The following is a 26,724-nucleotide window of genomic DNA, read 5'->3' as shown; positions in this document are numbered from 1 at the left end:
TATTATAGGTGTTAATCCAGCATAACTGCATAATTCACCACCACTATTAAATCGTTTAAAACCGTCTGTTAGAACCATTAACATTAATACGGATTTTGGTGCTTTCTCATAGTTTTCTGTATATTTACCAAGTCGCCAAATCCTTTTTGATTTGGCTTTATGAAATCAAAAGAAACAAAACCAAACAAAAAGCTTCGGCTTAGTCACAGTCCGAAAATCTTGTCAATTTTCTTCCCGCTCAAAACCGATAATATCATTATAAATTAAGACCATATGTCATTAAAAAAAACATATTTAGTTAAAGAACTAACTAAAGCTGCAGTAATTATACTTTTTACAAGCATGTTATCATCATGTAAAGAAAATTTAAACAATACCAAACCTGATAATAATACTCAAAAACAAGAAACCAATCCTAATATATCCATCAAAAACAACCAGGAACAATTGTTCTTTCAAGCACAAGGAAATGAACCAGGATGGCAACTCACTATCAATAAAAAATCTGATGTTTTAAATTATATATTAGAGTTTGATCATAAAGAAATTCAGAAACAAGGAATTACAGATCTAAAGAGGCTAGACAATTCTAATTATGGAATCTTTGAATTGTTGAATGAAAAAAATAAAACAGAAGTAAAATTTAAAAAGGAAGAATGTCTTGATATGGCAGGAAATACTCATAAAATTTCTGTAATAGTAAAACATAATGGAAAACTATATTTAGGCTGTGGCGATTTTCTTGTAAATACTACCATAGAAAATGAATTAAAATCTTCTAACGAAATAGACCATTATATTTGTTATAGTAACGATAACAGAAAAGAGAAAAAAATATGGGTTGGCTTCAATAAGAATGATATAGCTCTCAAAATTAAATATGAAGGACAAGAGGAATCCATGGAATTAGAATATTTAAAAAATGAATATCAAGAAGGAGGTACTCACCCTACAATAAGGACCTATTACAACGAAATATATGGAGGTCAAGTAAACGGAGTATATAAAACTATTCATTCTGGCAATTGGGATTATGTAGAATATACCAGAGGAAAAGATAACAAAGTATTCAAATTTACAATTGAACACAAGTTGAATCCATATGGAAGTAAACCTTGTTTTTAAGAAAACGTGTCACAACACAACTAAACTTAATATGGATTTTGGTGCTTGCTCAAAGTTTTGTGTATATTTACTAAGTCGCCAAAGCACGTTAGCTATACGCTTAAAAATGAACAAAACCTTACAAACAGATTTATTAGAAATAGAATCTCTTCTAGAGCAAGCAAAAAAACAAGGCCTAAATTATTTAAACAAAATAGATGAGAGACAAACTTCAGCAAATGTTCACAAAGCTGAATTAGTTGATCTAGACTCAAAAGGTCTTGGTGCTCGTGCTACTTTGCAACTATTCAATAAAAAGTTTGAACCAACAATAGTATCCTCTTCTGGACCTAGATTTTGGGGTTATGTGATTGGTGGTTCTACACCAGCATCTATTATGGGAGATTGGCTGGCAACAATCTACGACCAAAATCCGCAAGCAATAAATGGTGAAGGAGACATCTCTGCAAATATTGAATTAGAAACCATTCATTTAATTTTAGACCTATTTAATTTACCTAAATCTTTTATTGGTGGTTTTGTTACCGGTGCTACTATGTCAAATTTCACTTGTTTAGCAGTTGCTAAACAGTGGTTTGGAAAAAACTATGGTAAAGATTTTGCAAAAGAAGGCATTACAGAAAAAATAAATATCCTAACAGCTACACCTCATTCATCTGCTTTAAAATCACTTGCTTTATTAGGTATTGGTAGCAATAATGTTATAAAAGTAAACACGATAAAAGGAAATAGAGAAGCCATTTCTATAGACGATTTAGAATCGAAAATTAAAATATTAAACGGACAACCTTTTATTCTTATATCAAGTGCAGGAACTGTTAATACAGTTGATTTTGATAATTTTAATGCCATAAAAAAACTAAAGAAGAAGTATAATTTTTGGTGGCACACGGATGCTGCTTTTGGTGGTTTTGCAGCTTGTTCAGATATCTATAATCACTTTGTAAAAGACTGGGAATATTCTGATAGCATAACCATTGACTGTCATAAATGGCTAAATGTACCATACGAAAGTGCTGTTTTTTTAGTAAAGAAAGAACACAGTTCTTTACAAGTTGAAAGTTTTCAAAATTCTAATGCACCCTATCTTGGAAACCTAATGGAAAATTTTAATTACCTCAATTTTCTTCCTGAAAATTCAAGACGACTAAAGGCATTACCCGCTTGGTTTTCATTAAGAGCATACGGAAAGGAAGGTTACAAGGATATTGTAGAAAATGCAATTGGTTTAGCTAAATATTTTGGTAGTAAAATAGAGAAATCCGAGAACTTCAAATTACTAGCACCTGTAAGATTGAATAATATTGTTTTTAATTTAAACAGCAATCTAAACGAAGAAAAAATAGATACGTTTTTAACCCAATTAAACAAAACGGGACTAGTATTTATGACACCTACATACTACAATCATCAAAAAGGAATTAGAGCATCTTTTGTAAACTGGAGAACAACTAAAAAGGATGTTGAACTAGTATTTAAACAAATGAATCTAATAATAAATGCAATTGAATAAAACCAGTTGACAACACCAACTAAAATGAATAAAGGTTTCGGTGCTTGTTCAAAAGTTTTGTGTATTAAAAACAGTTCCACTCCCCTTTTCTCAAAACTCAACAAGGATTGGTTTAGTTAGTAGAAGTCAGTACCTTTAAGCCAACAAATCTTAAAAACCAAATGACTTTTAACAAACCCCTTATTTTTATTTTCTTTTTAAGCCTACTCAACCTTAAAGCACAAACACAGTTTACCCAACAAGATAGCCTTAGAGGAAGCGTTACACCCGAGAGAGCTTGGTGGGATGTAACGAAAAATACTTTAGACGTTACCATATTCCCCAATAACAAAAGTATTTCTGGTAGTAATACCATTACTTATAAAGTAATACAATCCTATCAAACATTACAACTAGAATTACAAGCTCCCCTAGTGATAGATTCTATTCTTCAAGACAAAAAAACGTTGAAATACAACCAAAAAGGCTACAGTTATTTTGTTGATTTGCAAAAAAAACAAATTCCAAACGCCTTAGAAAACCTAACTATTTTTTACCACGGAAAACCACAAGAGGCCAAAAAAGCTCCTTGGGATGGTGGTCTTGTTTGGCAAAAAGACCCTAAAGGAAACCATTTTATAGCCAGTGCCAATCAACAAATTGGTGCCAGTGTTTGGTGGCCGTGTAAAGACCATCCTGCAGATGAAATGGAAAGTGCTAAAATTACCATTACTTGCCCAAATCCATTAATGAATGTTTCCAACGGTAGAAGTACTTCCATCCATAAAAACAACAACAATACAACTTCTTATACTTGGGAAGTTACAAATCCTATCAACAATTACGGAATCAGTATCAATATTGCCAATTACGCTAATTTTAGCGAAACTTACAAAGGCTTGAAAGGTGATTTGGATTGCAATTATTTTGTATTGAAAGAAAACGTAAACAAAGCAAAAAAGCAATTCAAAGACGTACCAAAAATGTTGACTGCTTTTGAATATTGGTTTGGGGCCTATCCTTTTTACAAAGACAGTTACAAAATGGTAGAAACTCCTTATTTAGGAATGGAACACCAAAGTTGTGTGGCTTATGGTAACAATTACGAAAATGGTTATTTGGGAAAACCTATGGGAGATTCTAAATGGGGATCTAAATTTGATTTTATCATTATACACGAATCTGGCCACGAATGGTTTGCCAACAGTATCAGTTGCCAAGATGTAGCTGATATGTGGATTCACGAAGCTTTTACTACGTACTCAGAAAGTTTGTTTTTAGATTATCACTACGGAACACAAGCCGCAAATGAATACGTACAAGGTATTCAAAGCTTGGTCAGAAATGACAAACCCATTATTGGTGCATACAATGTTCACAATCACGGAAGTTCTGACATGTATTTTAAAGGAAGTTTGATGTTACACACGCTAAGACAAATTGTAAACGATGATGACAAATGGCGAAACATTTTATTAGGCATCAACAAAACATTTTACCACAAAGCTATTACAGGTCAACAAATGATTGACTACATCAACCAACAAATAGAAAAAGTAGATCTAGAAGGATTTTTTAATCAATATTTAAAAACAACTAAAATTCCTCAATTGTCCGTAAAACAAGTAAAAGGAAACATCTATTACAAGTGGACAAATGTAGTAGTGAATTTTAACATTCCTATTAAAATTTATCTGAACGAAAAAGAAATTTGGTTGCAACCAAAAGCTAAAAACTGGAAAAAAATAAAAGGAAATCTTAACGATTTAAAAGTGGATAAAAACTTTTACGTCCAAAAACAAAATTTATGATAACTAGACAACATCCATTTTAAAGTTCATATCTATTCTATGCCTTCTTCAGTTGCCATGGATTTCTAACTTCTTATTTATAGAATTCAATTCTTTTGTTGTGTTATTGTCTAGTCTTTATTATTGATAAAACTAGAGGATACGCAGATCTTTACGCTTTAGAGAAAAAACATTATTCACAAAAATCAAACAAACTCTTTAACGTTACTTATGGAATTAAAAAACTATACTGCTAATTCAATAGCAAAAAGACTATTACTTTATAGTACAATGTCTTTTTTTACCACAACACTGTTGTCTTGTAGTAAAAAAGAATCGTCTGACATAGAAACAATCGCAACTAGAATCGTAACCAAATCAGTCTCAAAAACAGAAACTTTTTCTACCATCAACGGAGGAGGAATTGTTTATGTGGAACAAGATAATTTTACGGTAGCGGAAAAAGGATTGACTTGGAGCGAAACTGAACTTCCTAAAATAGAAGAAAACAAAGAAATAGCTACTTCTGCAGGAAACGATTTTACTTTAAGTGTTACCCATTTAAAAGCTAGTACAACCTACTACGTTAGAGCGTATGCCAGAAGTAGTAACAATGCTGTTATATACGGATCGCAAAAAACCATTACCACAGACGTAGACAATACTCCTACAGAACCTTTGAGTTATTTGCCTTCTGCTGGAAAAGGGAAAATTTGGACTTTACAACCTGATTTTACAAACGAGTTTAATTACGCAGATTTAACCTCTACTGAATTTACAAACAATTGGCAAAATAGATTTTTTAACGGATGGACGGGACCTCAGAAATTAGCTGCTACGGGAGATAAATCAGCCACAAACACCTCTACAATTTATTCTCCAGAACAAGCCTCTATTGTTAATGGAGAATTAACTTACAAAGCAACCATTGTTGGACAAGATGTAAAAACAGGATGTATTAGTACAAAAACAAAAATTGGATATCCTATGTACATGGAAGCTAGAGTAAAAATTAGCGAATCTTCTCTTGCTACTGCTGTTTGGATGTTGAGCGATGATTCTAGTCAAGAAATTGACAACTTAGAAGCTTATGGAGACAAAACTCATAGTTATTATTCCGAGAGATTGCATTTGAGTCATCACACATTTGACAGGTCTGGTGGAACTATTAGCGGAGATTACCAACCTAGTGGACAAGAAACCTATTATTACGACAACAAAGGTACACAGTGGGCAGATGACTATCATGATTATGGAGTTTTATGGCTAGATCCTTGGACTTTAAAATATTATGTAGATGGAGAATTGGTAAGAGAAACTCCAACCAATCAAATAGATCCTTTAAACTACACAAACGGTACCGGATTAAACAAAGACATGTACATTATTATCAGTGCTGCTGCTCAACCTTGGAGAGAAAGACAAGGAATTACCTACCTTACAGACCCGTCAGTATTAAGTGCTACAAGATCTACATCCAAATTTGATTGGATTCGCGTTTACAAACCTGAATAGTTTAAATAACAAAGTAAAAAAGCCAGACAACAATTAAGTTCGTCTGGCTTTTCAATTTTAAATTCTGTTTGTATAGATTGGTTATATCTACATAAAAACTACAATCTTTTCCTTTATTTTCCCCATACTATAGGTAAGAAAACAGACATTTCACTTTCTTTACCACCATTTCTGTTAGACCAAGCGTAGTAAGGAACAAATGTTGTTTTATACGTTTCCCATTTAGGTTTAGTTACTGTATGATACATGTGTTTATTTGGTGAATCTTTACGTAATAAAACATCTCCAGTAATTGCAGAAACACCTCCTAAGAAATCAGCTTTGTATTCTGCTTTTAGAGCAGTTACATCTCCTTTGATGTATGCATCAATAATTTTAACATCTTTAGGCAAGTCAGCAGACTCTAAACAATAAACAACCGGACCTCTTTTAATAGCTACTTGGTTTCTTACTTCTTCAATTCTAGAGTTCCCCTCTACAAATTTAATATCCATAGGAAAATCAATAGTCACTACATCTCCTTTTTTCCATTTACGGTTGATAGTAGCAAATTCTCCTGCAGCAACCTTAACTCCAGCATCTTTTCCATTCACCATCACTTTAGAACCTACAGCCCAGTTAGGAATTCTTAACATCATATCAAAAGCAGCTTTTTTAGCTTTGTTTACTGTTATTTTAACAGTTCCATCCCAAGGATACTGTGTTTCTTGTGTCAATTCTAATTTAGATCCATCTTCTAATTTTGTCTTTAATTCGTTACCTCCATACAAGTTGACAGCTACACCATTTTGAGACAAACTATACGCCCATCCAGAAACTTTAGCAATGGTTCTTACCAAGTTAGGAGGACAACAAAAACAGTTTAAATAAGGTTGACGAGTTGCAAACTCAGTATTCATTTTACTATAATCTCTAGCTCCTTTGATTACTCTAAGCGGATTTGAATAATAATATTTATCTCCTTCTAAATTAATTCCAGACAAAGCACTGTTGTACAACACCAACTCCATCACATCTGCATATTTAGATTCTCCGTGAAGCCCTAACATACGGTAACTAAACATTGAATTACAAACATTTGCACAAGTTTCATTATAAGCAGTCATGTTTGGCATCATGTATTGATCAATAAAACCTTCTTCAATTTTATCTCTGTTGGTAGAGGCTCCGTAGTGTGTTTGTCCCACAGCTCCAGTTACATACATTTTTTGATCTGTTACATTGTACCACAATTTATCCAAAGCATCAATCAAAGCCTGTTCACCAGTCTCTGCATATACATCAGCAGCACCAGCGTAGTAATACAATGCCAATACAGCATGCCCTACAGCTTCTGTAGATTTACGCAACGCAGTACGTTCTTGTACCATATCTCCAATAGGATATCCAATAGTAGTAGACACTTCTTCTACTTTATATTTTCCTCTATTGTTGATAAATTTCTCTGCCAATACTAAATATTTTTTCTCTCCTGTAGTTCTGTATAATTCTACCAACCCCATAATTTGAGTTTGATTGAAACCAAAACGTCCCATTAATTTGCTGTCTGGCATAAACAAAGTATATAGCAAATCTGCTTGTTTGATTGCTAAATTTAAAAAGTTTTTTTGCCCTGTAGTTCTGTAGTGAATACAGGCAGCCGTAAACAAGTGACCACTGTTGTACATTTCATGATACTTTCTATTCTCGTATCTATCTGCTTTTTTGTTCAACTGAATTTGGGTTTCAATATAACCATCTTCCTCTTGAGCTTTAGCAATAATAGCTATATATCCATCCAATTCTGTTAACAAAGCTTTGTCTTTGTTTTGAGCATACAAATAACACTCAGCCTCCATAAACTTATAAAAATCACCATCATGCCAAGCAAAACCTTTGTGCTCTCCTTCTTTTAAGCCCGCAGCAATTTTAAAGTTGTTAAGACCATGACCAATATCTCCTGTTAACACTGTACGCATATAAGGAATCATAGACTTTTCTGCAACTTTAAACTTGTCAGCCCAAAATCCTTCTGTCCAATGACAATCTCCCATGTCAATGCTTTTTAACTTTACATTTTTACTGTTAGAATTGTTGATAATTCCATTCTTTTGAGCAAAACCAGTACTCAATACGATTACACTAAGTGCACCTGTTATTAATTTTTTCATTTTGATACTTATTTATCTAAAGCCTATTTTTAATTTTTATTTCTGCCAAACTCTTACATAATCAATTTCAAATTCAACTTTTCCAGAAGGATGTAAATCTTCTTTAGAATCTGGAACTCCATGCCAAGGAAACGTTTCTTGATCTAACCAAATTTTAATAGGGTTTGTTATTACATAATTTTCTGCAGCTCCGTTTCCTCCTTTGCTTAATTTTACATCGTCCCATTCGTTGATTTGTTTTCTAGACACATCTCTAAATAGTTTTCCATCTACATAAATTTTAACTCCGTTTTCACTCCAGTCATATCCATAAACATGAAAATCATCAGCTACTCTAAAATCATAAAACTTATGTTCTGTGTACGTTGTTTTTCCTCTTCCTGTTTTACTCCAATCGTGTATAGACCACCATAGTTCTTTATCTTTTCCTTCTGCTTCTTTTTTAGGTTGTCTGTGATCTCCAAAAAATTCAAACATATCAAATTCTGTTTGCCCTCCTGTAGCCCAAAATGCACTAGAAACCTCAGCATCTGCAGCTTTACATTTAATTTCCATATAACCATATAAAAATTCTCTTCTACCAATAATACAAGCGGTGGTAATATTCTCATGCTTTACATCTTTACCCGCTACCTTGTCTGGTTTATCACTAAACGCAAAATCAGGTTCCCATCTAGTTTCTAACTTTAACATTCCGTTCTCAAATCGGTAATTATCTCCAGAAAACTGAGATGGAGCTCTACCATCCCAATCCAATCTATTAGGTCTATCTGGGTTTTTATAACTAGGAACTCCATTCACTAATTCTCCAACTACGTGCCACTTATCACGATCTAAATTAGCTTCATTAAACTCATCACTAACTTGTGTATTTAAAATCCAGTTTCCTGTATTTTCAGGATCCGAAAAAGGAACTACAACTTTTGTTTTTCCCTTACTTACAGTTGGATTTGTTTTTTTACTACACGCTGTAACAGCAAACAATGTTGCTACTATTAAAATACTTATTTTTTTCATTTTGATTATTTTAGTCTTTTGCAGGTATCCACCCTTCTCTATATTGATTCATTCTATCTACATCATATTGTTCGTACTTTCTTTTAAGTAACCATAGCGGACGTTCCAAAGTCATTTCCCAATCAAATAACTTTTTGTACATACTTTTAACTTTCTCTGGATATTGATTAGCTAAATTGTATCGCTCAGAAATATCGTTAGGTACGTTATACAACTCTGCTGGCCTATCAGGAAAACGGATCAACTTGTAATCTCCTTCTCTAACTACAGCTCTTGTTTCTTTTTTCCAAAACAAAATATCATGAGGTCTTCCTTCTTTTTCTTTTGCAACAAAAGGAAGAATATTTACTCCATTAATATCTTTCAAATCCTCTATATTTCCCCCTGCCGCTGCATAAAAAGTAGGCAACAAATCTAAGGTGATGATTGGGTAATTATATCTCGATTTCTTTTTAATTTTTTCTGGCCAACTCATTAAAAAAGGAACTCTAATTCCTCCTTCTAAGTGATTAGATTTGGTCCCGCTTAAGGGTTTATTGGTTGAAGCATTTTTATCTGATGGTCCTCCGTTATCATTGCTAAAAACAACAATGGTATTCTTGTCTATCCCTAACTCTTTTAATTTGTTAAGTACGGTACCACAAGCTCTATCTAAAGCTAAAGTCATTGCAGCTAACGTTTTCTTTTTACCTGTTAAATGTGGAAATTGTTTTAAGTCTTCTTCTGTAGCTTCCATAGGAGTATGAACCGCATTAAAAGATAAGTAAACAAAGAAAGGATTGTCTTTATTTCTTTCTATAAAGTCTGCTGCTTTTTCTGCAAATACATCCGTGGCATAATGGTCTGGTTCTTCATACTTACCAAAATTGGTTTCCATTTTGTGATCTCCTTTAGGATTTTTGTAAGCAAAATAACTTCTTGCTCCTCCTCTAAATCCATAAAACTCATCAAAACCTCTGTTCAAAGGATGGAAACGATCTGCATTTCCCAAATGCCATTTTCCGTATGCAGCAGTTTTGTAACCTTGTTTTTGTAAGTAATTCCCTATGGTTTGTTGATCTAATGGTAACCCCATTTCGTCTCCTTTTAAGGCAGAATGAGAACTCATAAAACCAGGAACGTTAATTTCTTCGTATCCAAATCTTGCTTGGTATTTTCCTGTCATTAATCCAGCTCTTGAAGGTCCACAAGTAGGATCTGAAACATATCCTTGTGTAAAAGTAACACCAGAATTTGCCAATTTGTCTAAGTTTGGAGTTTTCATCACCTTACTTCCCTGAAAACCAAAATCTATATAACCCGCATCATCAGCAAATAACAATACAATATTGGGTTTATTTTGAGCATAAAACGATTGTTGTCCCAACAACAACAACAAAAGCATTTGATATAATTTCATTTTTAGTAATATTTTAATTAAAACGTATTAATTATGAGTATTTCAAAACATTCATCTTATTAATTTACAAATTAACTAAAAGATTACAGTAATTCATCAATCAATTTTACCATCTAGTAGTATTATATTGACTTTAATCATCTATTTAACCAATAAAAACAATTCATATTAAACATTTAATAGTTAAGTTCTTATTTATAAACAAATAAGGCCTTAGGTATTAAATTTCATTAAAAAGCATTGCTTTTCTATTTATTTAAGCTTGGTAGCACCTAACCTCGTACAATCTAATATTTTTAGCTCCATAAGTATCTTTCACGTTGATTCTAATGGCTGTGGTTTTAACTTTATCAAAATTAAATTTAATCAACCTCTTTCTGTTTTTATTCTCTTCACCCACTTTTATCCATTGTCCGTTAACTCTTACTTCTAAGTCTAAAGATTTTAACAATTCAACTGGAACAGTATTTGTAAATTTATCATCGTTTCTAGAATCTTTACGCATCATTAGATTACGTCTTACATTGGTATCACATTTGATAAGTACTTGAGATAATTTAATAGGTTTATCCCACTCTAATTGCACATTGGCATTTTTACCTTCAGACTCCCAATGATGAACAACATCTGCTACATCTCTAGAATATCCATCTATTAACAACTTAGCATTTCCTGATGCTGTAGAAGATGCAAATACATAACTTGCTTTTTTAGCCAAATCAGAAGTATCTTTAGAAGGCCTATTAGGAATATAAGCATCATCTTTTAACAATTGCTCCTGTAAATCATTCATATAGTTCTTGTAAATATCACGTGGTAAAACATTTTTATCAATACACATAGCCGCTGCAGTTCCCACAGCTTGCCCCATAGTAGCACAAGTTCCCATTAATCTTGATGATGACAAAGCAATATGAGTCTGACTAATATTACGACCTGCAAACAACAGATTTTCTATATTTTTAGAATACAAACTTCTGTATGGAATTTCGTACACTTTGGTAAAATGTTCATGAAAATAACTTGGTGGTTCTGATGGGTTTTCAATACCTCCAGGATTGTGTTCATCTAAAGACCAACCTCCATATCCTACGGCATCGTCAAAATGTTTGTATCCTAACATATCAGGTTCACACAAAATATAATCTCCCATAAAACGTCTAGACTCACGTTTTCCAGGTAAAGAACACACCCAATCTAAAGCATAATTTTCTGCTTCTGGATTTGTTTTTTTTATGTAATCCCAAACTCCATAAGCATAGCCCATTAATTTTTCTCTATTTTCTTCAAATTCAGCAATAATATCTTTATCACTCCCCACTTCTACCCACCAAATTCCTTCAGAAAAATGCTTTAACTTTCTTTTTTTATGAGCTTCTTTGTAATTGTAAGGAATGGTAAAATGTGGTGCTTCATAGGGCATTGGTTTTCCCATATCTTTTGAACTTAACAATATAGTAGCTCCCATTTGCCAACCATCTGCTACCTTAGGTGCATATTTCTCATTAAATTCAGAAGATGCCTCTCTACCTGTTCTAAACAAAGCTCCAGCTGTAGCAGCCACCAAACCGTCACCAGAACAATCCACAAAAACATTTGCATGAATTGTTAATTCTGTTTCAGTAGTTAATTGCCAACAACGAACCGACTTAATTTTGTCACCATCCATTTTAGCCTCAATAGCCTGAGTATTTAAAATCACCTTTAAATTAGGAGTCTGTGTAACATAATCATACAAAATATGATCCCAAACAGGATAAGACTCTTGCGGATTGTGAAATCTATTATGCAATAAAATCTCTTCTACCACTCCAGTTTCTCTTTCTGGCATTCCTCCTTTTAATTGTGTAACACCATTTAAATGTACTCTAACTTCACTAGAAGCATTTCCACCAAGAACAGGTCTATCTTGTACCAAAACCGTCTTTGCACCATTACGAGCCGATGAAACAGCCGCACAAACTCCAGCAACTCCCCCTCCAATAACAGCTACCTCATAATCCAATGTTTTTTTACGAATTACACTAGATGCTCTTTCTGAATTTAATTTTGTTTCTCCCTGCTCATCAAAGTACAAATTAGCTGCACTCATGCCTGTTACAGGAATAATACTTGCCGCTACGGCACCTTGTACTCCTTTTTTAAAAAAATCTCTTCTTTTCATTTCTTATGTTTTTATTTCGGAAGGTTTCCAACCCATCCTTTGTTAAATTGTTTCAGTAATTTTTCAACCAACTTTGGGTTCTGATCTGCTATGTTTACCGTTTCCGCAGGGTCTTTTTTATGATTGTACAATTCATAATAAAGGGGTTCTGTTTTAGGATGCTCTCTATCTTTCCACACAATAAAACGATAGTTTTTTGTACGCATAGCATAGCCCATTAAATGATTTTCAAACAGGTCTCTATTCCATTTTTCTTTTTGTTGATTTTTAATCTTTTCTTCTACTTCCTTTAACAAAGGGCCAAAATAAGTTTCTCTCATAGCAGGTCTAATAGGGTATGCTCCCCATTCTCTTAATGCAGGTGTTGGAAACTGACTAAAAGCTGCTGATTTCCATTTTTGATTAGGCTTTTTTAATAAAGGAGTAAAACTTGTTCCTTCTACGTGTTTAGGAGTTTCTATTTGAGCTAAATCGCATAATGTAGGATAGATATCTACTAGTTCAACCAAAGCATTTGTAACACTACCTCTATTCTTTTTTAACATATCAGGAGTCCAAATCATCATAGGAACTCTAGTTGCTATTTCATAATTAGTAGCTTTTCCCCAAATTCCTTTATCTCCCAAATGCCATCCATGATCACTCCAAAAAACAATAATAGTATTATCTCTTACTCCAGATTTTTCTAAAGCGGTAATCATTTTACCTATTTGCGCATCTACATAACTTACACAAGCCAAATAGGCATGCTTTAATGTTCTTGCTAATTCATCATCTATCTCTCCTTTTTTGGGAATTCCACTACGAACTCTTAATTCAAAAGAAGGGTGTAACCCCATAGTTGCTCCATTTTCTGGACTATTGATATCTGTTGTTAATGGAATATTAGCTTCTTTATATAAATCCCAATATTTTTTAGGAGATGTCCAATTTAAATGAGGTTTATTAAATCCTAATGCTAAAAAGAAAGGTTGGTTACTTTTGCTAATCATATCTTTCATAGTTGCAATGGCTAACTCTGTATTGTAACCATCACTATATGTATAATCAGGAACATCTGCACACTCATAAGCTTGTCCCATTGCCAAACCATACTTTGCTACTTTTCCATATTTAGCAAACATTTCTTTTCTTGCAGCTGTTCTTTCTTTTGTATTTTTTTCTAATGCAAAACCCACAGGATTTGGAATTCCTTTCACTTTTAAACTATCGTAAGAAGGTTGCCTACTCCAAGACATTTCATCATCTAAATCTCCGTGATGAAATATTTTTCCAGCATACACAGTTTCGTAACCGTTATTTTTAAAATGTTGTGGCAACGTAACTACATTAGGATTCACTTCTCTAAACTTTATATAGTTATGAAAAACTCCACTTGTTTCTGGTCTAATTCCTGTTAGTAAACTAGCTCTAGAAGGTCCACAAATTGCTTGCTGACAATAAGCTTTATTAAACAACAAACCTTGACTTGCTAACTTGTCTATATTTGGCGTAATGGCTATATCTGACCCGTAGCAACCTAACTCAGGTCTTAAATCATCAACTGCAATAAACAACACATTAGGTTTTGGTTTGTTACTAGCAAAAACAACACTAAAAAACAAAAGAGTTCCTATTTTTAAATACTTTGTCATTTATGAAATTTTAAAAATTATTTAAGATTAAATTCGTTTGTCTAATTTAGCTGCAATTGAATTTGAAATCACTAATTTTAGGGTTACATAAAATTAACATCGGTAAAAAAAAGTCTAAAAACCAATTAACATTTAGCTCTTTAAAAAAACTTAAAACACTGTAAACAATGAGTTTATCAATACAAACAAAATTAACATATATACTTTTGTTCATAAACATGACTTTACATGCACAACAGTTTGACTTATTTAAAATTGAGTCTAAAACGATCTTAAATGATGTGAAAAAAATTGAAAAAGACTATCAATATGCTTTACAAAAGCAAGACACTACATTAGTAGTTAAAAATTTAATCCTGTTAAGTCGATATCACCGTAAAGATTTGAACTACGGAACTGCTTTTAACCTTGCTGGAGAGGCTCTATTTTTATCATATCAGATTAATAATAAATTACAATTAGCACAAGCCCATAGAGAGCAAGGGATTTTAAACTACATATTTAAACAAGATGATAATGCTGGTGATAATTTTAAAAAGTCTAACCTATATTTTAAAGAATACTACAAAGACTATCACCCCGACTTATTAAACTCTTACTTTAACCTAGCATTATACTACCAACGCATAGAAAACAAAGAACTACTTCTAAAATATGTAGATACTTGCAAAACAATCGCTACCAAGCAACAATTAAATTTTGATTATCAGATTTACCTAAAAGAGAAAATAGCCTGCACTTATATTTGGGACAAAAACTACAAAAAAGCCATACAATTACTAAAGAAATCTATTCAACAAATAGAAAAAACAACCAAAAACAATCATTTTCTAGTCATTCTATATGCTGATTTAGGTAAAGTATACAGTAATATCAATCAATTAGACCTCTCGGAAAAATACTTTAAAAAATCTATTGACACTAAAGGAACACATGAAGAATATCTCTTTTTTAAAGCTTATGTATATGCCAAGTACGCAAACTTATTATATAGAAAAGGAAATGCTACAGAAGCATATAAATACCTTCAAAAATCTAGAAACATTAATGATAAATACCTGAATCCCAGAAATGAAGCTACACAAAGTTTTTTAACCCTAAAAGATCATTACAGGGATCAATTGATTAAATCTAACCAGCAAATTAGTTTTCAAAAATTAAAAAATGCTCAGATAGAACAAAAAATACTGAACTATAAGATTTGCTTGATTGTTGTCGTTTTTGCTTTTGTGTTAATAGGTATATTTATTTGGATAAAAGTTCGTTCTAAAAAACATCAACTAGAGCAAGAAGAAGCAGAAAAAAAGATAGAAGCAAATAATAAAGAACTAACCGTTAATACCCTAAAACTAATTGAAAAAGAAGAAATTATCAACACCTTAAAAGCTCAACTGCTAGAAACTGATAAAAGTTCTAACACTAAAACCTTGATAAAATCCATTGATAAAAACTCCGGAAATCTTTGGGAAGATTTTAATCAACGTTTTACAGCTCTAAACAAAGGTTTTTACGAGCGTTTGCAAAAAAAGGTTCCAAATTTAAGTGCTGCAGAACTAAAATTATGCGCATTGATTAAATTAAATTTTACAGGTAAAGAAATGGCTTATTTACTTGGGATTTCTTTAGGAAGTGTAAATGTGGCTAGGCACAGACTTAGAAAAAAAATAAAATTAGATAGGAAAACAAATTTAACGGCATTTATAGGTAGCATATAATTATCTAAATCAATAATCACAAAAAAACAGGATTGAAACATATTTCAATCCTGTTTTAAGAATGTATACTAATCTGAGATTTACTCTTTCACCTCCATAAATTCAACAGGAGATCCGTTATGAGCAATAAACACTACTCTAACTCCTTCTGCAGGGCTAAAAGTTTCTACAATTACTTCTTTTCCTTGAATAGCTACTTCAATATCATCTACTAAATACGCTACGTGTGGTTTAGTAGTTACCAACTCGTGCCAAGGACTATCAGCATCAAACTTTACCCATTCTACCAAAAACTCATCTTTGTCAAACTCTGTAAAATGTACTTTTCCTGGTTCAAAAAAACCATCCCATTCTTTTTCTTCTGTTGTTGGGATTCCTATGTGACTAAATTTGTATTCCATTTTCTATTTTTTAATTATTTTAAGATAAATTCAAAACTGTACTTTCCTGAAGGAATGATAAATTTAGGTAGCGTTTCTGATAAAGTTCCCCCCACACTCATTTGCATCAAATCAATATTTAAAGTATAAAAACCTTGTTTTTTTAATTCGTAAGGATGTGTTGCTTCTTGAATGTTTTTAGCTGAGTATGGCCAAATAGAAAAGTTAAATTCTGGAGAACCTTCTACAGTTAAATTCATCTTTTTAGGTTCAGATAATTTTACCCATCTTACGTCTGATCTGTTAGAATTTTCTTGTGGAAAAATATAATTGTAAAACAAATCATCCGTTTTAAACGTAAACTCATCTACCTCCGTTCCTCTTTTTCTATCTACATAATTTTCCCAAGGCCCTTTTCCATAAAAAGTTGTGGTTTGGTAACTATTAGACACACCCATAGTCATACCATACTTAATAAGTCCTGGTAAAGTTTCCTTAGCATCCATGTCCATGTTAACTACTACACGACCATCACTTAAAAAACGATAACCTATTGTTAAATTCACCTCATTTTTAAATTCTTTGTGAACGGTTACAACAACTTCAGAATCTTTTGAGGTTGTTGTAACCGATGTAGTTTTTAATTCATCTGCCAAAAACTCCCAATATTTTCTAGAAGCTCTAAACGTTCTTGAACTTGCTCCTCTTAAATCGTTATCAATTGGAGGACGGAAAAAACTTGGTTTTAATGGAGTTACCAATTGCTCTACTTTGTTAGACACAAAAGAGATTAATTCTCCATTGGTTTTAGACACTTTTGCAGAAAAACGTTTTCCTGTTACAACTACCTCATTTACTCCTTCTTTTACGGTAACTGATGCTTTTGATGTTGATGCATAATTGTTAGAAAAATCTCTTTCTTTTAACTGAATTTGTTCTTTAGCAACCTCAAATCCTTTAGTAGCCCAAAATTGATTATTTTTCTCATGCACACTCACTTTAATCCAATATTCTGCATTGTCTTTAAACCTTACTTTTTTATAAGGAATGATTAATATTGATGATGTTTTTGGAGCAACATTTACATCTTTTAAAATTCCAGATTGTAATTCTTTTCCATTTTCTGATAAAGTCCATCTTACCTCATATTGATTTAGATTGGTAAATGCTAAATGGTTGATAGCAGTTATTTTTCCTTTTTTTACATCAGCAGCTTTAAAATTAAACGGTTGAAAAATGTATTTACATTCCCAAGCATGCGGATTTGGTTTTTTGTCTGGAGAAAATACTCCATTGATACAGAAGTTTTTATCATTAGGTTTATCACCAAAATCACCTCCATAAGCATAATATTTTACACCATCTGCTGTAGTAGTTTCTAAACCTTGATCTATCATATCCCAAATAAACCCACCTATTAAATTCTTTTTAGCATGTATTAAATCCCAATATTCCCCTAAGTTTCCTATAGAATTCCCCATAGCATGTGCATATTCACACATTACAATAGGTCTATCAATGTGCTTGCTTTCAGACATGGCTTTTAATTGATAAATCTCTGGGTACATTCTACTCAACACATCTACATAATAAGGATCATCTGGATTGGCATGTGCAGGACCTCTAAATACTGCTTGTCCTTCCTCACCTTCTTTGTAATCAGGATCTGTTGGATCCCCCTGCGCTCCTTCGTAATGTACAAAACGAGAAGGATCGTAATCTTTTATCCAAGCGGCAGCAGCTGCAAAAGCAGGACCTGTTCCAGACTCGTTCCCCATAGACCAAGAAATAATAGATGCGTGGTTTTTATCTCTATCTACCATACGCATCACTCTACTTAAAATTGGAATGGCCAAACTTGGTTGTTGTGGTACATAACTTCCTAAATGATGTGATTCTATGTTTGCTTCATCCATTACATACAAACCATATTTGTCACACAATTCATAAAAATAAGGATCGTTAGGATAGTGAGATGTACGTACAGCGTTAAAATTAAATTGTTTTAACAATTTAATATCATCTTCCATGTCTTTTCTAGTCAATGCTTTTCCTCTTACCGGATGATGATCGTGTCTATTAACTCCCATTATTTTAACAGGTTGTCCGTTAACTAACAATTCATTATCATCACTAAAAGCAACTTTTCTAAATCCTATTTTTTGACTTCTAGATTCTACTAATTTTCCATTAGCATCTACCACATCAAAAACCAAAGTGTACAAATACGGACTTTCTACAGACCATTTTTTAGGATTTTTAATAGTGGCTTCTAAAAAAGCAAATTTGGTAATATCTCTTTGTGGCCATCTTTCAAAATGAATAGCTTCAATAGAACTAGAGATTGGAGTGGCTAGTACTTTTTTATTTTCTGCATCGTACAACTGAGCTTTTAACTCCCATCCTTTTAATTTTTCTTCATCACCTTTCATCCACATATGCGGACGAACTTCTAATTTGGCGTTTTTTAAATCTTTGTCAAACTTTGTTCTTACAAAACAATCATTTAGAGCTATTTTAGGTTGTGCTAACAGCAATACTTCCCTGTGAATTCCACTCAACCTCCACATATCTTGGTCTTCTAAGTAACTTCCATCACTCCATCTGAATACCTGAACAGCCACTCTGTTTTTACCTGTGGCTACAAAATCAGTAACATCAAATTCAGCTGCCAATCTACTTCCTTGACTGTATCCTACTTTTTTTCCGTTTACCCAAACATAAAAAGCTGAGGAAACTCCACCAAAATGTAAAATAACAGATTCGTTTTTCCAATCTTCAGACACCGTAAAATCTCTATAATAACTTCCTACAGGATTGTCTCTATACTTTTCAATAAAAGGGAACTGAGGAGGATGAGGCCCCATATAACTATAGTTTCGTTTTCCTCCGTTTAAAATATCGGGAGTAAAAGGGTAAATGATATTGGTATAAATTGGCTGACCGTAACCTTCCAATTCCCAGTTAGAAGGCACAGTAATATCTTTCCAATCTTTAGAATTTCCTTGAAAATCTTTGGCTATAAAATCACTAGGTCTGTCATCAGACTTTCCTACATAATTAAATTTCCAAGTTCCTTCTAAGGATTGCATTCTTGATTTTTCTCTAATTCCCTCTAAAGCATCGTTATGATTTTTAAAAGAATAACTAGGCACTCTAGACCTAAGCTTATTTTGTTCAAACATTAACTCGTTTTCCCAATCTTTTTGAGCAAAAACAAAATTTGTTGTTACAAGAAGTAACCAAATAACACCTTTTTTTAAATTCATTGTGATTTTAATATAATTGTGAGTGATTCTAAAACTAATTATGAGATTCTACCATTAATTTCCTAAATACATTTTTTGGAATGCCTTAGGATTGATTCCTTTTATTTTTTTAAACTGTCTGTTAAAATTTGTTTGTGAGTTGTAACCACAGCTATAAGTTACTTCCGAAATAGAAAGTTTATTTTCTATCAGCAGTTTACAGGCATGCCCTACCCTAACTTCGTTCAAAAACTGAGAAAATGTTTTGTGCATTCTTTTTTTAAAAAATCTACAAAAAGGAGAAACTCCCAAATGTGCAATTTCAGCTACTTCGTCTAAATGAATTTCTCTACCTAGGTTTTCCAACACAAATTGATACACTTTTTCCAATCTCTGAGAATCTTTTACGTATATTTTTTCGGTATAACCATTACTAGCAAATTCCTTAATATCTTTTGTAGAAGCCAAGGCATCTAAAATTCCTAACAAACATGCAATACTCTTAAAACCTGTTAAAGTCAATAACCTACTCATTTCTTGAGCTACAAAACTTTTTACATCGTCCGCTAAAAAAGCAATACCATTACTTGCCTTAGAAATTAAGTTTTTGATCAAAACCATTTCTGTTTTTTCAAAAAAATCTTTCCCTAAAAAATCTTCATTAAAATGCAAAACAATCACTTCTGCTTTTAAGTTGATATCCTTATGGTACTCATCTGAATTTCTCCACAAATGAGGCATATTGCTACCTATTAAAGACAATTCACCCGCTTTAAACTCGTGAACATTGTCTCCTATAAAACAAGTCCCCTCACCTTCTATAATATAAATCAACTCAAGCTCTTGGTGCAAATGCCATGATTCATCCAAATAAGGTTTGTTGTTTTTATATACAGAAAAGCTCTTGTTTGATGGAGTTATTTTTTTTTGTAAAATCTTCAATGTTAGTTAATTGTTTTAATTAGCAATGGTTAAAATTAACATATTTTATCAAAATAATACTCATTATTTACGCATATATCAACAAAGTACTTGTTTTAGTATATCTATGTTAAAATTTTCTGCTTTTATTAACGAAATTTGTTAAAACTCAATACACGATTATATGGATACATATTTATTTGCAATTGTACTGATACTAATTGCTAGTTTATTTCAAGGAAGCTTTGGTTTAGGAATGAAATACATTGCACCACTTAAATGGGAAGCTTGGTGGATTGTTCATGCTACTGTTGCCATGGTAATTTTCCCTTTGTTGTGGGCTTTTTTGGTAGTTCCAAACTTATTTGGTGTAATTGCTCAAGCTCCTACAAATGAAATAATCTCTGGTGCCACACTAGGTTTTGGTTGGGGAATTGGTGGAATTATGTTTGGAGTTTCTGTAGGATACATTGGTATGTCTTTGACTTATGGAATTGTGATGGGATTGTGTTCTATTGCAGGTGCTTTGATTCCAATGTTTTTAAAATACGATTCTATAAACCCTGCTAGTATACCTTATATATTAATTGGTTTGGTCTTGTTAGCAATTGCCGTAATTGTTGTTACCATTGCTGGTTTAAAAAGAGATAAATTATTGGCTAAACAAGGTATTGAAATTGAAGGAATTAAAAAAGGAGCAGCTTTTAAAAAAGGATTGTTGATTGCTTCTGCAAGTGGTATTTTATCTGCTATGCTTGCCGTTGGTTTTGACAACACATCTAAAATAGGAGAAATTGCAGAAAAGGCAGGAGCTTTGCAAAGAAATACAGCTTTGGCCAGATGGGTTGTTGTTTTGGCTGGTGCTTATGTAATGAACTTAGGGTACAGTCTCTTCTTGTTGATTAAAAACAAATCATTCAACTCTTTTAAAACTCCACAAATGGGAAAAGCGTTAAAATGGTCTGTAATTGCTGGTCTTTTATGGTTTGCTGCTTTGGGAACTTACGGACAAGGAGTTGCATTGATGGGAGAAATAGGAACCATGATTGCTTGGCCAATGATGTTAGGTATTTCATTAATCATCAGTAACATTTGGGCTTACAGGGCTGGAGAATGGAAAAACGCTGTCAAACCTTTTCAAACACTTTTATTAGGAATTGGAATTATCATTGTGGCTACCTGCGTTTTAGCCTACTCAAATACCTTAGCATAAAACATAAAGACACAAGGAAAAGACTAATCTACTTAGCTTATTCCTTTTTATAAAACTATATACGATTAAATGATGAGGATTAAAGAAATTAAACCCTACGTACTTACCAGCAAACTAGATGAGCCATTTTATTTTTCACAATGGCAATACGATACTAGAAAAATATGTCTTGTAAAAATTACCTTAGAAGACGGAACTTATGGCTGGGGTGAAGGTTATGGACCAGCAGATGTCATTAAGGCGGGAATTGAATATTTCACACCTTTTATTATAGGGCGATCAGCGTTAGAGCACGAAACTATTTGGCAAGAAATGTATTTACGTTCTTTAGATTTTGGTAGAAGTGGTATTTTTCAAGCGGCAGTAAGCGCTATTGATGTTGCTTTGTGGGATTTGAAAGGAAAAATTCTAAACCAACCTGTATCGGTACTTTTAGGAGGAGTCAAAAATCCAGAAATACATCCTTATGCAACAGGATTGTATTTTGAAAGAGTTGACGATTTAGAGAAAAAATTGGTCGATGAAGCTTTGGAATACAAAAAAGAAGGATTCAAAGCCATCAAAATGAAAGTCGGGTTGGGTATTGAACTTGATACACAATATGTAAAAGCGGTGAGAAATGCTATTGGTGACGATATCAAATTAATGATTGATGCCAATCATGCATATTCTTACAAAGAAGCTTTAGAATTGGCTTTAAAAGTAGAAAAATATAGCATTTCTTGGTTTGAAGAACCCGTTTCTCCTGAAGACTATGACGGATATAAAAAATTAAGATTGCGAACTTCAATTCCTATTGCAGGAGGAGAATGTGAATATTTAAAACACGGTTTCAAAAGATTGTTTGACAACGACTCTGTAGACATTGCTCAACCTGATATTTGTGCTACAGGTGGTCTTACAGAAGCTAAAAGAATTGCTTCTTTGGCTCAAATTTATTCTAAAGATGTGGTTCCTCATACTTGGGGTACTTGGATTGCAATTAGTGCAGCCGTACACTTTGTAGCCAACTTAGACAAAAACCCAGGAAGAATGTATTCAGACAAACCTGTAATGGAATTAGATAGAACTGAAAACCCTTTAAGAGACGAAGTTGTAAGACACAGTATTGTCATCAAAAACGGAGTGCTTACAGTTCCTAAAACTCCTGGTCTAGGGGTCGATATCAACGAAGAAGCTTTGTTAAAATACTCTTGTGACAACGTCAAACATTTTATAAAATAACTACTATGAGTAATCTAATTTTTGGACATAAAGACTTATACATTAACGGAGCATTAACTCCAGCATCTAACAACAGTACGTTTGAAGTTATATGTCCAGGTACAGAAAAAGCAATTGCCACTATTAGTTGGGCAACCAAAGAAGATACGCTAGCAACATTACAAGCTGCTCAGGCAGGTTTTGAATATTGGTCTCAGTTGCCAGTTAGCGAAAGAGTCTCTTGGATGCACAAACTAAGAAACAAAATTTTAGAAAAATCTGAAGATTTGCGTACTGCAATTGTACATGAAATGGGAAAAGTTTGGGGTGGCTCTGAAGAAGATATCACAAGCATTACCAACTCTTTGCAATTTTATGCAGAGGAAATATTAAAAATTGAAGATTTAGACATCAAAGACAGAGAAGGAACTCATTCTCACACTGTCATCAAACAACCTTTAGGAGTTGCTGTGGCTTTTTTAGCCTACAACTTTCCATTGCTAAATCTTGGTTTCAAATTGGGACCTGCATTGGCAGCTGGGTGTAGTATTATATTAAAACCCTCTGAATTCTCTCCTATTTCTGCTTATATGATTGGTGAAATTTGTGAAGAAATTAACTTTCCTAAAGGAGTGGTAAATGTGATATGTGGGGATTTAGAAAATGTTGGAATTCCATTGTGCGAAAGCACCATTCCACAACTAATCACGATGATCGGTTCTACCAAAACAGCTCAAAAATTAATTGAGCAAAGCAGCAAAACATCTATCAAACAATACAGTATGGAATGTGGTGGAAATGCTCCATTCATTGTTTGTGAAGATGCAAATATGGAACAGGCCATCAACATTGGTTCTATTTTAAAAACTGCAAATACAGGTCAAATCTGTGTAGCACCAAATAGATTTTATATACACGAATCTGTATTGGATCAATTTGTTGCTGGAATGAAAGAAAAGTTTGAAAACACCAAAGTTGGTTTTGGAAACGAGAACAATCCTGATATGGGACCTTTGGCTAATAAAATATCTGTAACTAGAGTTCAGAATATCGTAAATCAAGCGGTGAGCGAAGGAGGTAAAATCATCACAGGAGGAAATGCTTTAGACATTCCTGGTTACTTTTTTGAACCTACAGCTGTTGTCTTAGACAATCCAAAGGCAGAAGTTTTAGATCACGAAGTTTTTGGACCTGTTGCTTTAATTGTTCCTTTTAAAACCAAAGAAGAGGTGATAGAATGGGCAAACAATACAGATGCTGGTTTGGCTTCTTATGTTTTTTCTGAAGACAAGGAAACACAAGCTTTTTTCTCTAAGAAATTAGCTTTTGGCGAAGTTCAAATAAATGGTGTTAAATATGATATTTATTTACCACACGGTGGAATTAAAAATAGTGGTATTGGAGTAGATTGTTCTGAATTTGCTTTAGAAGATTACTTAATCAGAAAAAGAATCAGTGTACAACTGTAACTAATATGTCATTACCTAAAACATTTATAAGTTGCGATTGGGGAACTTCAAATTTTAGATTGCGATTGGTAAATTCCGAAAATTTGGAAGTTATTGCTGAGCATAGCACTGATATTGGTGTTAAAAAACGATATCTGGCATATCAAGAAAGTGACAAGTCTATCAGTCAAACTTCTTTTTTTGTTCGTTATTTAAAAGAACAAATTAACGTTTTTTCAGCCTTTGAAAACACGTCTAAAGTTGTTGCTTCTGGAATGACGACCGCTAGCATAGGAATGTTTGAATTGCCTTATGTGGATATGCCTATCTACTTTGACGGAAGTAACTTACATAGCAAAGTAATTACCGAAAGTAACTTAGATATTATTTTGGTGTCTGGGGCAAAAACAGCTACCGATGTAATGAGAGGTGAAGAAATTCAAGCCATTGGACTTTCAAAACAAATTCCTAACAACAAAGAAGGTGTTTTGTTATTACCTGGAACACACAGCAAGCATGTGGAATTTAAGAATGGAAAATTCACGTCTTTTACCACGCACATGACTGGAGAGTTGTTTGATGTTCTTCGAAAAAACACCCTTTTGTCTAATTCCCTAACAAAAGCAGATTGGGATCCAAAATTTGAACCTTCGTTTTTAGAAGGTGTTGCCAAAGGATTGAACAACCAACATTTGTCTTCTTTATTTTCTATTAGAGCCAATGATTTGTTAGGAAACAAAACCAAAGAAGAAAATTTTTACTTTTTATCGGGGCTTTTAATTGGAGGAGAACTAGCATATTTAACAAACAGCAAACAGCAAGTATACATTGCCACCACAGGTATTTTATACAAATTATACAACCTAGCATTGCAGCAACTTGCGCAAGACATTGTTTGTTTTGATGCAGATGTGATTGACAAAGCTTTATTAATAGGACACAAAAAAACATTAGAATTATATGTCTAACTCAACTTTTTCATGGGAGCAGTTCAACCAAACTCCTGTTGTAGGAATTCTTAGAGGATTTTCTATGGAACAAATTAGAGAAATCATGCCTGTTTATATAGAAAGTGGTTTTTTTACTATAGAAATTACCATGAATTCTCCTAACGCAGAAGCATCTATTCATCAATTGGCCAAAGAATACCCTAACCTAAATGTAGGTGCTGGTACTGTTTGCAATATGGATGATTTGAAAAAAGCATTGGATGCAGGAGCTCAATTCATTGTAACTCCAGTGATTGACGAAGCCGTAATCACACATTGTGTAAAAACTGGAATTCCAGTTTTCCCTGGAGGATACACCCCTACAGAAATTCACAAAGCTTGGTCTTTGGGAGCAAATGCCGTAAAAATTTTCCCAGCTACACAATTGGGTACAAAATACATCAAAGACATTTTAGGTCCTTTAAACACTATTAAGTTATTACCTACAGGTGGAGTCTCTAAAGACAATATTTCTGACTTTTTTAACGTTGGATGTGTAGGTGTAGGAATGGGAGGTTCTTTGTTTGACAAGAACATTATTTTATCGGGTGATAAAGTAGCCTTAAAAGCTCATTTTGATGCTATCAAACAAGCTATTTAAGTTTTAAATACAACAAAAAGATGCTTTATAACTAGATTTAGAAAGCATCTTTTTTTATTTTATCTTCTAAACTATTTACTGTCTTAAACTGTTTTCAAACGGAATTCTGTTCAAAATACTTCGTCCTAAAGTCACTTCATCAGCATACTCCAACTCATCACCTACGGAGATTCCTCTTGCAATGGCAGAAATTTCAACCTCTAAATCTTTTACCTGCTTGTAAATATAAAAGTTGGTTGTGTCTCCTTCCATGGTAGAACTCAATGCAAACACCAACTCTTTCACTTTTCCACTTTTCACTTTATTTATCAAACTATCAATCTGTAAGTTGTTGGGTCCTATTCCCTCCATCGGAGATATTTTTCCACCCAATACGTGGTACATTCCCTGAAACTGTGCTGTGTTTTCAATGGCCATCACATCTCTTACGTCTTCTACCACACAAATTGTAGTTTCGTCTCTTTTGGGACTAGCACATATTTCACACAAATCTACATCGGAAATATTGTAACAATTTTTACACAATTTAATTTCGTTGACCAAATTATCCAAAGCACGAGTCAAATAAGTAGTTTGCTCTTTGGGTTGTCTTAACAAATGCAACACCAAACGCAATGCTGTTCTTTTACCAATTCCGGGCAATTGAGACACTTCGTTTACTGCTTTTTCTAAAAGTTTTGATGAAAAATCCATAGGCGACAAATGTACACATATAGCCTA

General features: G+C 33.1%; 19 protein-coding genes. 10 read left to right on the top strand and 9 right to left on the bottom strand.

The window, feature by feature from the left end; translation table 11 throughout:
- The first annotated feature begins 273 nt into the window (after positions 1–273).
- The 4 genes from Q4548_RS12480 to Q4548_RS12465 all read left to right on the top strand — a co-directional run bounded on the left by Q4548_RS12480 (position 274) and on the right by Q4548_RS12465 (position 5,922).
- Positions 274–1,125 carry a hypothetical protein gene (locus Q4548_RS12480; RefSeq protein WP_303455551.1) on the top strand — a complete coding sequence of 284 codons (852 nt, stop codon included), beginning with the start codon at positions 274–276 and terminating at the stop codon, positions 1,123–1,125.
- A 106-nt stretch (positions 1,126–1,231) separates the two neighbouring features.
- Entirely contained in the window at positions 1,232–2,638 is a 1,407-nt protein-coding gene (locus Q4548_RS12475) for a pyridoxal-dependent decarboxylase (protein WP_303455550.1), read from the top strand.
- Positions 2,639–2,799: 161 nt separating this feature from the next.
- Entirely contained in the window at positions 2,800–4,428 is a 1,629-nt protein-coding gene (locus Q4548_RS12470; RefSeq protein ID WP_303455549.1) for a M1 family metallopeptidase, read from the top strand.
- Between the two features lie 210 nt (positions 4,429–4,638).
- Positions 4,639–5,922: a family 16 glycosylhydrolase gene (locus Q4548_RS12465; RefSeq protein WP_303455547.1), complete on the top strand. Its 1,284-nt coding sequence runs from the start codon at positions 4,639–4,641 to the stop codon at positions 5,920–5,922.
- A gap of 113 nt (positions 5,923–6,035) precedes the next feature.
- On the opposite strand, the gene Q4548_RS12460 is transcribed toward Q4548_RS12465, so the two are convergent.
- The 5 genes from Q4548_RS12460 to Q4548_RS12440 all read right to left on the bottom strand — a co-directional run bounded on the left by Q4548_RS12460 (position 6,036) and on the right by Q4548_RS12440 (position 14,286).
- The gene (locus tag Q4548_RS12460) at positions 6,036–8,072 is read right to left on the bottom strand and encodes a glycoside hydrolase family 127 protein (protein WP_303455546.1); all 2,037 of its coding nucleotides are present in this window, start codon (positions 8,070–8,072) and stop codon (positions 6,036–6,038) included.
- 36 nt (positions 8,073–8,108) lie between these two features.
- Entirely contained in the window at positions 8,109–9,089 is a 981-nt protein-coding gene (locus Q4548_RS12455; protein ID WP_303455545.1) for a family 16 glycosylhydrolase, read from the bottom strand.
- 10 nt (positions 9,090–9,099) lie between these two features.
- Positions 9,100–10,488, bottom strand: a complete 1,389-nt coding sequence (locus tag Q4548_RS12450) for a sulfatase-like hydrolase/transferase (protein WP_303455544.1) — start codon at positions 10,486–10,488, stop codon at positions 9,100–9,102.
- 256 nt (positions 10,489–10,744) lie between these two features.
- The gene (locus Q4548_RS12445; RefSeq protein ID WP_303455543.1) at positions 10,745–12,652 is read right to left on the bottom strand and encodes an FAD-dependent oxidoreductase; all 1,908 of its coding nucleotides are present in this window, start codon (positions 12,650–12,652) and stop codon (positions 10,745–10,747) included.
- An 11-nt stretch (positions 12,653–12,663) separates the two neighbouring features.
- A complete protein-coding gene (locus tag Q4548_RS12440; RefSeq protein ID WP_303455541.1) occupies positions 12,664–14,286 on the bottom strand; it encodes a sulfatase in 1,623 nt (540 codons plus the stop codon).
- 167 nt (positions 14,287–14,453) lie between these two features.
- On the opposite strand from Q4548_RS12440, the gene Q4548_RS12435 reads away from it, so the two are divergent.
- Positions 14,454–16,001 (top strand): hypothetical protein, encoded by a 1,548-nt coding sequence (locus Q4548_RS12435; RefSeq protein WP_303455539.1) that lies wholly within the window; start codon positions 14,454–14,456, stop codon positions 15,999–16,001.
- Positions 16,002–16,081: 80 nt separating this feature from the next.
- Here Q4548_RS12435 and Q4548_RS12430 read toward each other — a convergent pair whose 3' ends face one another.
- Genes Q4548_RS12430 through Q4548_RS12420 form a run of 3 tightly spaced genes read right to left on the bottom strand, consistent with a single transcriptional unit; the run spans position 16,082 to position 20,571 of the window.
- Positions 16,082–16,402: a hypothetical protein gene (locus tag Q4548_RS12430; protein ID WP_303455537.1), complete on the bottom strand. Its 321-nt coding sequence runs from the start codon at positions 16,400–16,402 to the stop codon at positions 16,082–16,084.
- A 14-nt stretch (positions 16,403–16,416) separates the two neighbouring features.
- On the bottom strand, positions 16,417–19,650 hold the full coding sequence (locus tag Q4548_RS12425) for a glycoside hydrolase family 2 TIM barrel-domain containing protein (protein ID WP_303455535.1): 3,234 nt from the start codon (positions 19,648–19,650) through the stop codon (positions 16,417–16,419).
- Positions 19,651–19,704: 54 nt separating this feature from the next.
- The gene (locus Q4548_RS12420; RefSeq protein WP_303455534.1) at positions 19,705–20,571 is read right to left on the bottom strand and encodes an AraC family transcriptional regulator; all 867 of its coding nucleotides are present in this window, start codon (positions 20,569–20,571) and stop codon (positions 19,705–19,707) included.
- A 163-nt stretch (positions 20,572–20,734) separates the two neighbouring features.
- Here Q4548_RS12420 and Q4548_RS12415 point away from each other — a divergent pair, with 163 nt between their 5' ends.
- The 5 genes from Q4548_RS12415 to Q4548_RS12395 all read left to right on the top strand — a co-directional run bounded on the left by Q4548_RS12415 (position 20,735) and on the right by Q4548_RS12395 (position 26,004).
- On the top strand, positions 20,735–21,763 hold the full coding sequence (locus Q4548_RS12415) for an L-rhamnose/proton symporter RhaT (protein ID WP_303455532.1): 1,029 nt from the start codon (positions 20,735–20,737) through the stop codon (positions 21,761–21,763).
- Positions 21,764–21,832: 69 nt separating this feature from the next.
- Positions 21,833–22,987, top strand: a complete 1,155-nt coding sequence (locus tag Q4548_RS12410) for a mandelate racemase/muconate lactonizing enzyme family protein (protein WP_303455531.1) — start codon at positions 21,833–21,835, stop codon at positions 22,985–22,987.
- A 5-nt stretch (positions 22,988–22,992) separates the two neighbouring features.
- Positions 22,993–24,435 (top strand): aldehyde dehydrogenase family protein, encoded by a 1,443-nt coding sequence (locus Q4548_RS12405; RefSeq protein WP_303455530.1) that lies wholly within the window; start codon positions 22,993–22,995, stop codon positions 24,433–24,435.
- 5 nt (positions 24,436–24,440) lie between these two features.
- A complete protein-coding gene (locus Q4548_RS12400; RefSeq protein WP_303455529.1) occupies positions 24,441–25,382 on the top strand; it encodes a 2-dehydro-3-deoxygalactonokinase in 942 nt (313 codons plus the stop codon).
- Positions 25,375–26,004, top strand: a complete 630-nt coding sequence (locus Q4548_RS12395) for a bifunctional 4-hydroxy-2-oxoglutarate aldolase/2-dehydro-3-deoxy-phosphogluconate aldolase (protein ID WP_303455528.1) — start codon at positions 25,375–25,377, stop codon at positions 26,002–26,004. Before Q4548_RS12400 ends, Q4548_RS12395 begins: the two co-directional genes overlap by 8 nt.
- Before the next feature lie 75 nt (positions 26,005–26,079).
- Here the strand turns inward: Q4548_RS12395 and recR are convergent, their stop codons facing one another.
- Complete coding sequence (gene recR, locus Q4548_RS12390; protein WP_303455527.1) at positions 26,080–26,697, bottom strand: recombination mediator RecR; 618 nt, start codon at positions 26,695–26,697, stop codon at positions 26,080–26,082.
- Between the last annotated feature and the right edge of the window lie 27 nt (positions 26,698–26,724).

It is taken from the genome of Wenyingzhuangia sp. 2_MG-2023 (genome assembly GCF_030548295.1).
Classification (GTDB): domain Bacteria; phylum Bacteroidota; class Bacteroidia; order Flavobacteriales; family Flavobacteriaceae; genus Wenyingzhuangia.
This window is presented reverse-complemented; position numbering and strand designations above follow the sequence as displayed.

Bases quoted from the DNA above. Each gene is read 5' to 3' on its own strand.
- Q4548_RS12460 (WP_303455546.1), bottom strand. From the start codon at position 8,072: ATGAAAAAATTAATAACAGGTGCACTTAGTGTAATCGTATTGAGTACT.
- Q4548_RS12410 (WP_303455531.1), top strand. From the start codon at position 21,833: ATGATGAGGATTAAAGAAATTAAACCCTACGTACTTACCAGCAAACTA.
- recR (WP_303455527.1), bottom strand. From the start codon at position 26,697: ATGGATTTTTCATCAAAACTTTTAGAAAAAGCAGTAAACGAAGTGTCT.
- Q4548_RS12450 (WP_303455544.1), bottom strand. From the start codon at position 10,488: ATGAAATTATATCAAATGCTTTTGTTGTTGTTGTTGGGACAACAATCG.
- Q4548_RS12395 (WP_303455528.1), top strand. From the start codon at position 25,375: ATGTCTAACTCAACTTTTTCATGGGAGCAGTTCAACCAAACTCCTGTT.
- Q4548_RS12415 (WP_303455532.1), top strand. From the start codon at position 20,735: ATGGATACATATTTATTTGCAATTGTACTGATACTAATTGCTAGTTTA.
- Q4548_RS12440 (WP_303455541.1), bottom strand. From the start codon at position 14,286: ATGACAAAGTATTTAAAAATAGGAACTCTTTTGTTTTTTAGTGTTGTT.
- Q4548_RS12475 (WP_303455550.1), top strand. From the start codon at position 1,232: ATGAACAAAACCTTACAAACAGATTTATTAGAAATAGAATCTCTTCTA.
- Q4548_RS12400 (WP_303455529.1), top strand. From the start codon at position 24,441: ATGTCATTACCTAAAACATTTATAAGTTGCGATTGGGGAACTTCAAAT.
- Q4548_RS12430 (WP_303455537.1), bottom strand. From the start codon at position 16,402: ATGGAATACAAATTTAGTCACATAGGAATCCCAACAACAGAAGAAAAA.
- Q4548_RS12455 (WP_303455545.1), bottom strand. From the start codon at position 9,089: ATGAAAAAAATAAGTATTTTAATAGTAGCAACATTGTTTGCTGTTACA.
- Q4548_RS12405 (WP_303455530.1), top strand. From the start codon at position 22,993: ATGAGTAATCTAATTTTTGGACATAAAGACTTATACATTAACGGAGCA.
- Q4548_RS12470 (WP_303455549.1), top strand. From the start codon at position 2,800: ATGACTTTTAACAAACCCCTTATTTTTATTTTCTTTTTAAGCCTACTC.
- Q4548_RS12425 (WP_303455535.1), bottom strand. From the start codon at position 19,650: ATGAATTTAAAAAAAGGTGTTATTTGGTTACTTCTTGTAACAACAAAT.
- Q4548_RS12480 (WP_303455551.1), top strand. From the start codon at position 274: ATGTCATTAAAAAAAACATATTTAGTTAAAGAACTAACTAAAGCTGCA.
- Q4548_RS12465 (WP_303455547.1), top strand. From the start codon at position 4,639: ATGGAATTAAAAAACTATACTGCTAATTCAATAGCAAAAAGACTATTA.
- Q4548_RS12445 (WP_303455543.1), bottom strand. From the start codon at position 12,652: ATGAAAAGAAGAGATTTTTTTAAAAAAGGAGTACAAGGTGCCGTAGCG.
- Q4548_RS12435 (WP_303455539.1), top strand. From the start codon at position 14,454: ATGAGTTTATCAATACAAACAAAATTAACATATATACTTTTGTTCATA.